This window comes from Streptomyces sp. NPDC093598 (genome assembly GCF_044764825.1).
GTDB lineage: Bacteria > Actinomycetota > Actinomycetes > Streptomycetales > Streptomycetaceae > Streptomyces.
The window spans coordinates 59,466-68,142 of sequence record NZ_JBIWIV010000021.1 but is presented as its reverse complement, the minus strand read 5'-3'; the positions used below and the strand labels follow the sequence as shown (position 1 = coordinate 68,142).

The following is an 8,677-nucleotide window of genomic DNA, read 5'->3' as shown; positions in this document are numbered from 1 at the left end:
CGACCATGTCCGAGGACGGAACGGTCACAGGACTGGAAAGCGGCGGCACCGGATTCGACCCCGGTAACAAGAACATCAAGTTCGCCGTCTTCGGGGACAGCACGAACGGCAGCGGTGTCCTCGGGTGCAGTGGGAAGGCGAGCACGGCGGAGCAGCCGATCGGCGCCGTGCTCGGCATCCACGAGAAGGTCGGCGGCGTAGGCGTCCTGGGCTCTGCCACCGGCTCCGAAGGCCCCGGCACGGGAGTCCTCGGCATCAGCGCCGCCGGCGTCGGCGTGTCGGGCCTCGGGGAGGGGGACGAGCCCGGGGTGCTCGGCACCGGCACCCGAGGGCCGGGGGTGAAAGGCACGAGCAGCGACGCTCCGGGCGTGACCGGTGAGGGCAAGGCCGGGAAGCCCGGAGTCCTCGGCACCGGCGGTGAGGGCCCCGGAGTGGAGGGGACGAGCGAGAAGGGCGCGGGGGTGGCCGGGAGCACCGAGGGCCCCGGCGCCGGTGTGTTCGGCGAGAGCTCCGGCTCCGGCCCGGGTGTCAAGGGCGAGGGCAAGACCGGCCCCGGGGTTCAGGGCACCAGCACCGCGGGCGACGGCGTCACCGGCACCAGCGAAGGGCAGGGGGCGGGCGTCGTCGGCGACTCCAAAGCCGGTCCCGGACTCTCCGGTACGAGCGAGGAGGGCACGGGCGTCTTCGCCGAGGCCTGCGGCGGCACCGCGTCCGGCGTCGAGGCGAAGGCCGTCGGCGGACCGGGCGTGGCCGGGACGAGCACCGACGGACCCGGCGTCAAGGGCACCAGCACGAACGGCGACGGTCTCACCGGCAAGGGCGGGGGCGAGGGCGCGGGCGTCACAGGACACGCGACCGCCGGCGGCCCGGGAGTCTCCGGTACCAGCGAGCAGGGCGTCGGCGTCCGCGGGACGGGCGGAGGGCTGTCCGTCGGCGTCGAGGGCATCGGCTCGGACGGCAAGGGCGTACTCGGCACGAGCACCAAGGGGGCCGGAGTCTCCGGTACCAGCGAGCAGGGCGTGGGTGTCACCGGGAAGGGCGGCGGGGACCACCCCGGCGTGCAGGGGACCGGCGCCTCGGGTCCGGGCGTGTCCGGCAGCAGCGAAAGGGGCCCCGGCCTCTCCGGGACCGGCGGCGGATCGAGCCCCGGCGTCCTCGGCGGCCGTGACGACGGTGCCGGCGCCGGCGTCTCGGGCGTCAGCGGCAGCGGCGCGGGCATCCTGGCCAGGAGCACGAGCGGGGCCGGCGTCTCCGCGTCGAGCACCAAGGGCGTCGGCGTCTCGGGCACGAGCGAGAAGAACGTGGGAGTCTCCGGAGAGGGCCGCGGCACGCAGCCCGGTGTGCTGGGCACCGCCGCCGACGGGCCCGGTGTGGCCGGCAGCAGTACGGATTGCCACGGTGTGAAGGGCAAGGGTGGTCGTGAGAACGCCGGCGTCTTCGGCGAATGCACCCTGGGCCCGGGCGTCATGGGCAAGAGCGACCAGTACTACGGCGTATGCGCCGATGGCGCCACCGGCCTGTACGCGACGGGGGCGGAGAAGGCGGCGCTCCTAGACGGTGACGTGGTCATCACCGGGACGGTGTTCGACAGCGTAAACGTCATCAGGATCGACCACCCGATCGAGCCCGAGGACCGCTTCCTGGTCCACGCGGCCGTCGAGTCCCCGGAGTTGAAGAACGTCTACGACGGCACGGCGGTCCTCGACGGAGAGGGCTGCGCCACGGTCGAACTGCCCGAGTGGTTCGAGTCGCTCAACGAGTCCTTCCGCTACCAGCTCACCGCCGTCGGCGCCCCGGCGCCCGAACTGCACGTCAGCCACCCGCTCGCCGACCACACCTTCGCCATCGCGGGCGGCGGGCCGGGGCTCGAGGTCTGCTGGCAGGTGACCGGAGTCCGCTGCGACAACTGGGCCAGGGCACATCCGCTGACCGCCGACGAGGAGAAGCCTCCGGAGGAGAAGGGCCTCTTCGTGCACCCCGAGCTGATCGGCCGGCCGGCGGACCAGTCCCTCTCCACCCGCCGTTACACCCCGCCCGCACCACCGGACACCGGACCGCGCACCTAAGCAGTCTCGTTTGGATCAGCCGGTCGTCGGTCCGGGTGTGCCGTTGACTGACGCGCAGTGGGCGCGGATCGAGCCGTTGCCTTCGGACCGGACGCCGAAGCGAGGCGGCCGGTGGCGGGACCATCGAGAGGTGATCGATGCGATCGCCTGGAAGTTCCAGTCCGGATCGCAATGGGTTCACCTGCCGGAGAAGTACGGCAACTGGCGGGGTGTCTACAACCGGCTGCGCATGTGGGCCGTCGACGGCACCTGCGAGCGGGTGTTCACCGCGTTGATGGCCCAGGCGGACGCCGACGAGGATCTGAACTGGGCGGTGGGCTGGCTGCGCCGCTCCCGCGTGCTGCTGCCCGGGGTGTGCGTGCTGGCCCGGCAGGTGTCGGAGGTCCGGAAGTTCGCGGACAAGCGGCTGCGTGCCACCGTCGCGGGCTTGCCCGCCGCGCGGACCCCACGTTGTCGGGTGACCTGGTGGCGACTCTGAAGACGCCGGATGGCCCCGGTTCTCGGAGCTGGAACGGCTGTGCCGGCCGCCGACGCGGACGACGGGCACCGCGTTCGCCCGCGCGCTGGCGTGGGTGGTCGAGATCAGCACATTCCAGCTCGGTCGGCTGAAGTTGTCGCAGATCCGGCCGAACCGGATGGCCGCGCTCGCCCGGTACGCGTTGGGGTCGAAGGCGATCGACGAGGCCTTGGACCTGTTCGAGGTCCTCATGGCCACCCGGCTGCTGGGCACGCCGAAGCGGAAGGAGCGGTTGTCCACGCCGCCCCAGTTGGAGAAGGCGTCACGCTCGCTCGCGCGGGCGGCGAAGGTGCTGTTCGAAAGAGCTAGAGCTGGTCGAGGAGCACGGCGCGGACGTGGACGTGGTCGCGCTGTGGGCAGCGGTGGAGGTAGCGCTCACAGGACGGTGCTGTGCGTGGCGCGGGGGTCGCCAGCCAGGGCAGCGGGAGCAACAGCCGGTAGCACCAGGTATACCGGTTTGTTGCAGCAGAGCTGCGTGACGTTGGCCAGTTCCGTTGCAGCGGACAGGCAGCAGGGCTTCGCCGCGGCCGTTGCTGCCCGGTCTAGGCTGGCCTGCTGTTCGTGCAGCACCCTTGCGGCGCCCGGGTAGTGCGAATGCTGCGAAGAAGTTGCCGAAGACGGCAGGCGCGCTGGCCGTCTTCGGGGTAATGGCGGCACTGGTCGGATTCTTCTGGGTGCTCTTGACTCGATGAGGCAAGACTTCACTCACAGCAGCCTTCAAGCGCTGGACGAGAGTCAGTAGCTCACGGTCCCTGAGTGAGCTTGCCCAGAGTCGCGGATCGGCAAGCTAAGCCCATCAACGTCCGGCGGCTAAACCTCGATGTAGGCGACGACCACGACGGTGCGAAGCGCCGTGACAAAGTACAGGCCCCGGACGGCTTCGACTTCGTCGGTGTACTGGCGCAGTCGGGGGGCCGGCGGTGTCGCCGGGGATCGGCTCGCCGACGTCGGGGTCGACGGAGATGACTACCAGGGCGCGGTCCAGGGCGTGGAGCTCCGCTTCGCTGGGGATGTTCTCCAGCTGCTTGGCGGCGGCGTCGGAGAAGGCGATACAGGCGCGGCGCGGGCCCTGCTGCGAGGGCATCAGGCGACGGCCGGGCGCTGGGCAGCAAGCCGGGCGAGGTGGGTCTCGCGCAGCTCCTCCCACGGCGTGCAGTCCTCCTCCGAGGGCAGCCCGTTCTCCGCGATGTCCTCCAGGACGGCGGCGAACTGGTCCGCGTTGGCGCGGGTCCTGGCCGCGTACGCACGCAACCCATCGGCGGCCGCGGGCTCCAGCTGCTGACGGGCGTGGTCGGTGGGGGCCGGCTGTTCGCTCATCGAGGGCTCCAGAAGGCAGAACTGGCGTCTCCTCCAACGGTATCGGCCGCCCCCGGCGCTGGGGACCACTCCGAACGAACCGGCCCACACGAGGAGGCCGGACTCAAGGGACCCTGGTGGACCCAGCTCCCGGCGCGCTCCGTGTCCACCAGGGAAAACACCGGTCCCGGGACCCAGGGACCCAGGTTCCGGGCTGGTTGCTGGGTGTCCGCCCGCGCGATGTCACAGATCAGCTGATCAGTGACACAGATGAGCGTGCCCACCTGGGGAAATAGGGGGTGGATGACACAGATGACACAGATCGGGCGGACTGTTCAGGAGCGGACGGTAACCGGACCCGGACCGGTGTCACGCTGATCGGCGAGGTGCCCGGATCAGGCGGGGTCCGGGCCCGTGCTTCCGGGCCAAACCGGCCGCGTGACACCCCAGCGTGACAGCTGGATCAGGGGCGTGACACCGCTGAGCGTGACAGCGTGACGGGTCACCACGGAGGTGCGACTCCCAGCTATGCCACAGGGTCACAGGTCATCTCTCAGGAATGCGCCTGCCTGGAAAACGGCCTGTCAGGCTCACAGGCATACCGGGCATTCCGGCCCCAGATCTCCCGCCTGTCACAGGCCTCGCACGGGAGAGGTCTGGGAGGTCTGGGGGATGGCAGAGGGTGAGATCACAGGCCGGCCGGCCGGTGGCGCCGGTAAGGAACGCAGCGAGGTCGGCGGTGGCGAGCCGGGCCCGCGAATGCCAGCTGGTCGACGCCGGGACCGGGCGGGCGAGCGCGGACACGAGCGCGGTGTTGGGCGAATACGGGATGGCGGCAGGACGCCGAGGGCGCTGCCCCGGGCGGCCAACCCATGTCCTGGCCGCGCACTGCCGACCCTACCGACCGTGCACGTTCTGCGGCGTCTGCTGTGAACTGAAGAGACTCAGGTGGCGGGGGGTCCGACTGCGCGTTTTGCTTGAAGGGGGCTCGCGGAGAAGTTGCCTGACGGACCGGACGGGGCGTGACGATGAACGGTTACGAGGTCGTACTAGGGCCGGGAGCCAAGCGGGTGGTTCTGAAACCGGTCGCAACTGACCTGCACCGCCCGCCTGCCCCCACCTCGAAAAGCAGGCACGACCTTGAGCGCCCCAGCCCGCCCCGCTCCTCGAACCGGGCGACATCCTCGTACCTCCAGGAGGGCCCGCATGCGGCACCCCCGTTTCTCCAGCGCGCCCCCGGTCGCCGACGGTTACCGTGGTCACGAAGGCAACGCATTGTCACTGTCTGGAGTCGACATGGCTGACCTCCCGGCCGCTTCATCCTCGTTCTGCGCCGTCGCCCCCAGCCCGGAACTGCGGCAGCGCATGATGGAAGAGCTCGACGATGTAAGGAGCGGTCCGAACGAGCTCACGACCCTGCTCGGCTTCACGAGCACGCCCACGCGCCTGGGCTTCGACGACGGAACGATTTTCCCACCGGGGGAGTTTCCGGCGGGAACCCCCCTCGCCACCATCGCGGCCGCAGCGGCTGACCGGGCGCCGCTACGCGGCGCCATCAGGGTGGTCGTCGTCCTGGTCGACTTCTCGGACGCGCCGATGACGAAGTCGACGGCGGACCTCGACCAGCTGTTCTTCTCGCTCGGTACGATGCCGCACGGCAGCGTGCGCGAGTACTTCCGCGAGGTGACGAACGGCATGGTGGACCTCGTCGGCGAGGTCCACGGCCCGTTCCGCATGCCCGAGACCATGGACTGGTATGCGGCCGGCAACTTCGGCATCGGCAGGCCCAGCGGGCCCTTCCGATCGCCGGAGATGGCGATGTCCGCCGTGGAGGCCGCCGACCCGAGCGTGAACTTCGCGCCGTTCGACAACGACGGGAACGGTTACGTCGACGCCTTCATCGTGGTGCACGCCGGGCCCGCAGCCGACGGCACCGGAAAGCCGTTCCACATCTGGTCGCACAAGGCTCACCTGCCCGACGTGCACCAGACCGACGGCGTCAACGTCTACGGCTATCTGACCATCTCTGAAGAGGCGAAGATCGGCGTCTGCGCGCACGAACTCGGACATCTGCTCTTCGGCTTCCCCGACCTCTACGACACGGACGACAGCTCCGAAGGCGTCGGCCTGTGGTGCCTGATGGGATCCGGCTCCTGGGGCGGCGGCGGAGACAGACCCACGCACCCGTCCGCCTGGTGCAAGGTCAATCAGGGCTGGGCCACGACCAAGGTAGTCACCACCAGCGGCGACGTGTCCTTCACGGACGTCAAGTCCAGCCAGACCGTCCATCGGCTCTGGAAGGACGGCGAGGGCGGCAGCGAGTACTTCCTCCTCGAGAACCGGCAGCGGACCGGGTACGACTCCTCACTGCCGGGAGGCGGACTGCTGATCTGGCACATCGACGAGAACCAGCCGAACAACCGGGACGAGAACCACTACAAGGTCGGCCTGGTGCAGGCCGACAACCAACGCAACCTCGAACGGAACCAGAACCGCGGCGACGACGGGGATCCGTACCCCGGAACCAGCGGCAACACCTCGTTCACCTCCTCCAGCGCACCAAGCTCTCACTCCTTCGGCGGGGCCGCTTCCTGTATCTCTGTCACCCGGATCTCGCCGTCCGCGGCCACCATGACGGCCACCGTCGCGGTCTCCTGCGGCAAAGACCCGGCCAAGGAGCAGAAGGAATTCAAGGAGCTCGTGGAGAACAAGGAGGCCAAGGAACGACGGGACAACGACAAGACGCCGCGGAAGGAGGTCAAGGACGACTGGGACAACCCTCCAGACGTGATCACGGCCCCGATGGGCGGGGAGGGCACCCCCACTGCCGCCGACATCGTGGACCTGCGGACCCGGCTCAACGCACTGGAGCGGGCCTTGGGCGCGCCCGGCGCCACCGGCGACCCCACCGAGCCGTTCATCGGCGCCGACCTGCGCCCCGACCTGATCGGCGGACCGCGGTTCGGACGGAGCATCGACGCACTGCGGGAGGCCGTCGAGGCCGGCGACGCGCAGGCCAAGCGGTCGTTCGACACTCTTCCGCAGCAATGAGCGGAATGATCCTGCTCCTGGCCGCACCCGGCGACGGCGGCGCGGCGGCGGTCGCCCGCGAACTGTCGGCGCGGGACGACCACGGAGGCGTCCTGACCCTCACGCCCGACGACCTCGCCCGCGCCCGGTGGAGCCATCGGGTGAACGGCGCGGGAGAGGCTTCCACCCGACTCACCCTGCCCACCGGGCAGGTCCTCGACGACCTGAGCATCGGCGCGGTACTGCACCGCCTGCCGGGCCTGCCACTCGCCGAGGGCGCCGTGAACGGCCCCCGCGCCAAGGACGCCCTGTACACACACTGTGAGCGGCAGGCCCTGGTCGCCAGCTGGCTACTGTCCCTCGCACCCCAGGTGATCGGCCTGATCAGCGCGTACGGAACTGCCCACGGGACCGTGTCCCGGACGACGGCCCTCGTCCACGCCGAACGGTGCGGTCTGCCGGTGGCCCGGCGGGGCGGGGCGACCCGCGCCGGCCTGGCGGGCCGGCCGGCTCCCGGGGAACGGCACGTGCCACGCCTCGCGTGGCCGGGCGGCCCCGGATCGCCGGTCCCGGTCGACGTGCTGCCGCAGGTACCGGCGGCGTATCGCGACACGCTGCTCGTCGCTGGGGACCGCGTGATCGGTCCCCGTGCCGACGACCACTATGAGCGCTGCCAACGCCTCGGCGACGCGCTCAGCACACGGCACTTCGAGCTCCGGTTCGCCCCCCGCGCGACCGGCGCCGTCGTGACGGAGGTGCACCTGTGTCCGCGGCTTCACGACCCGCTGCATGTCGAGGCCACCGCCTCCTTCCTGGTAGCCACCGCCGAACAGCCCACGAGGAGACTCGCGTGATCCTGTTCTTCGGCCGTACCGACGACCCGCCCCTCACCCGCGCGATCAGCGCCGCGCGTGACGCCGAACTGCGGCACCTGGTGATTGACCAGGCCCGCACCGCCCTGTACGACCTCGTCGTCGGAACGGACGCGCTGGACGCCCGGTTGGCCGTAGAGGGGATGCGGGTCCCGCTCGGCGACGTGTCAGCCGTATACGCCCGTCCACTGGAGCCCCCCGACCACGGGGACCCGGCGGCCCGGGCGCGGGCGACGGCCTTCCAGGAGTGGTTCGTCGGCTGGCTCGACACCACCCCGGCCGTCGTGGTCAGCCGGCCCCGCGCCATGGAGTCCAACTCCTCCAAGCCGTACCAGGCCCAGCTCATCGGACGCTCAGGCTTCGCCGTACCGGAGACCCTCGTCAGCGACGACCCCGACGAGATTCTCGCGTTCCACGCCCGGCACGGCCGGATCGTCTACAAGTCGGTCAGCGGCATCCGCTCCATCGTCAGGGAGTACACCGACGCCGACGAGAGCCGTCTCGACCTCGTCCGCGGACTCCCGACACAGTTCCAGGCCTACGTGCCGGGCCAGGACGTACGCGTCCACGTCGTCGGCGAGGAAACCTACGCCACAGCCGTCGACAGCGACGCGATCGACTACCGCTATGCCCACCAGGACGGGGAGTCCGTCCGGCTCGCCCCCTGCGAACTGCCTCCGGAAACGGCGCGACGGTGCGTGGAGCTCGCGGCCACGCTCCGCCTGCCGCTCGCGGGCATCGACCTGCGCCGCACACCCGACGGCACGTGGGTGTGCTTCGAGGTCAACCCCATGCCGGCCTACAGCCATTACGAGGCGCACACCGGCCTGCCCATCTCCTCGGCGCTCGTCGCATACCTCGACGGCCGCCGTGCCGCGGCTCCCATGGGGGTATGA

5 protein-coding genes and 3 pseudogenes are annotated in these 8,677 nt (G+C 70.6%); 6 read left to right on the top strand and 2 right to left on the bottom strand.

The window, feature by feature from the left end:
• Positions 1-5: 5 nt before the first annotated feature.
• The 3 genes and pseudogenes from ACIRDU_RS35805 to ACIRDU_RS35795 all read left to right on the top strand — a co-directional run.
• Positions 6-2,066: a hypothetical protein gene (locus ACIRDU_RS35805; RefSeq protein WP_403587787.1), complete on the top strand. Its 2,061-nt coding sequence runs from the start codon at positions 6-8 to the stop codon at positions 2,064-2,066.
• Between the two features lie 37 nt (positions 2,067-2,103).
• Positions 2,104-2,319: pseudogene (locus tag ACIRDU_RS35800) on the top strand (transposase); the annotation flags it as partial.
• 57 nt (positions 2,320-2,376) lie between these two features.
• Positions 2,377-2,951, top strand: a pseudogene (locus tag ACIRDU_RS35795) (Tn3 family transposase); the annotation flags it as partial.
• 442 nt (positions 2,952-3,393) lie between these two features.
• Here ACIRDU_RS35795 and ACIRDU_RS35790 read toward each other — a convergent pair.
• Both ACIRDU_RS35790 and ACIRDU_RS35785 read right to left on the bottom strand, forming a co-directional pair.
• Positions 3,394-3,667: pseudogene (locus tag ACIRDU_RS35790) on the bottom strand (hypothetical protein).
• On the bottom strand, positions 3,667-3,900 hold the full coding sequence (locus ACIRDU_RS35785; protein ID WP_403587784.1) for a hypothetical protein: 234 nt from the start codon (positions 3,898-3,900) through the stop codon (positions 3,667-3,669). The pseudogene ACIRDU_RS35790 and the gene ACIRDU_RS35785 overlap by 1 nt, the downstream one beginning before the upstream one ends.
• A gap of 1,275 nt (positions 3,901-5,175) precedes the next feature.
• On the opposite strand from ACIRDU_RS35785, the gene ACIRDU_RS35780 reads away from it, so the two are divergent.
• The 3 genes from ACIRDU_RS35780 to ACIRDU_RS35770 are packed head-to-tail and all read left to right on the top strand — an operon-like array spanning position 5,176 to position 8,677.
• Complete coding sequence (locus ACIRDU_RS35780) at positions 5,176-6,930, top strand: M6 family metalloprotease domain-containing protein (RefSeq protein ID WP_403587781.1); 1,755 nt, start codon at positions 5,176-5,178, stop codon at positions 6,928-6,930.
• Positions 6,927-7,763: a hypothetical protein gene (locus ACIRDU_RS35775; protein WP_403587778.1), complete on the top strand. Its 837-nt coding sequence runs from the start codon at positions 6,927-6,929 to the stop codon at positions 7,761-7,763. Before ACIRDU_RS35780 ends, ACIRDU_RS35775 begins: the two co-directional genes overlap by 4 nt.
• Entirely contained in the window at positions 7,760-8,677 is a 918-nt protein-coding gene (locus ACIRDU_RS35770; RefSeq protein ID WP_403587776.1) for a RimK family alpha-L-glutamate ligase, read from the top strand. The genes ACIRDU_RS35775 and ACIRDU_RS35770 overlap by 4 nt, the downstream gene beginning before the upstream one ends.

Bases quoted from the DNA above. Each gene is read 5' to 3' on its own strand.
- ACIRDU_RS35775 (WP_403587778.1), top strand. From the start codon at position 6,927: ATGAGCGGAATGATCCTGCTCCTGGCCGCACCCGGCGACGGCGGCGCG.
- ACIRDU_RS35780 (WP_403587781.1), top strand. From the start codon at position 5,176: ATGGCTGACCTCCCGGCCGCTTCATCCTCGTTCTGCGCCGTCGCCCCC.
- ACIRDU_RS35805 (WP_403587787.1), top strand. From the start codon at position 6: ATGTCCGAGGACGGAACGGTCACAGGACTGGAAAGCGGCGGCACCGGA.
- ACIRDU_RS35785 (WP_403587784.1), bottom strand. From the start codon at position 3,900: ATGAGCGAACAGCCGGCCCCCACCGACCACGCCCGTCAGCAGCTGGAG.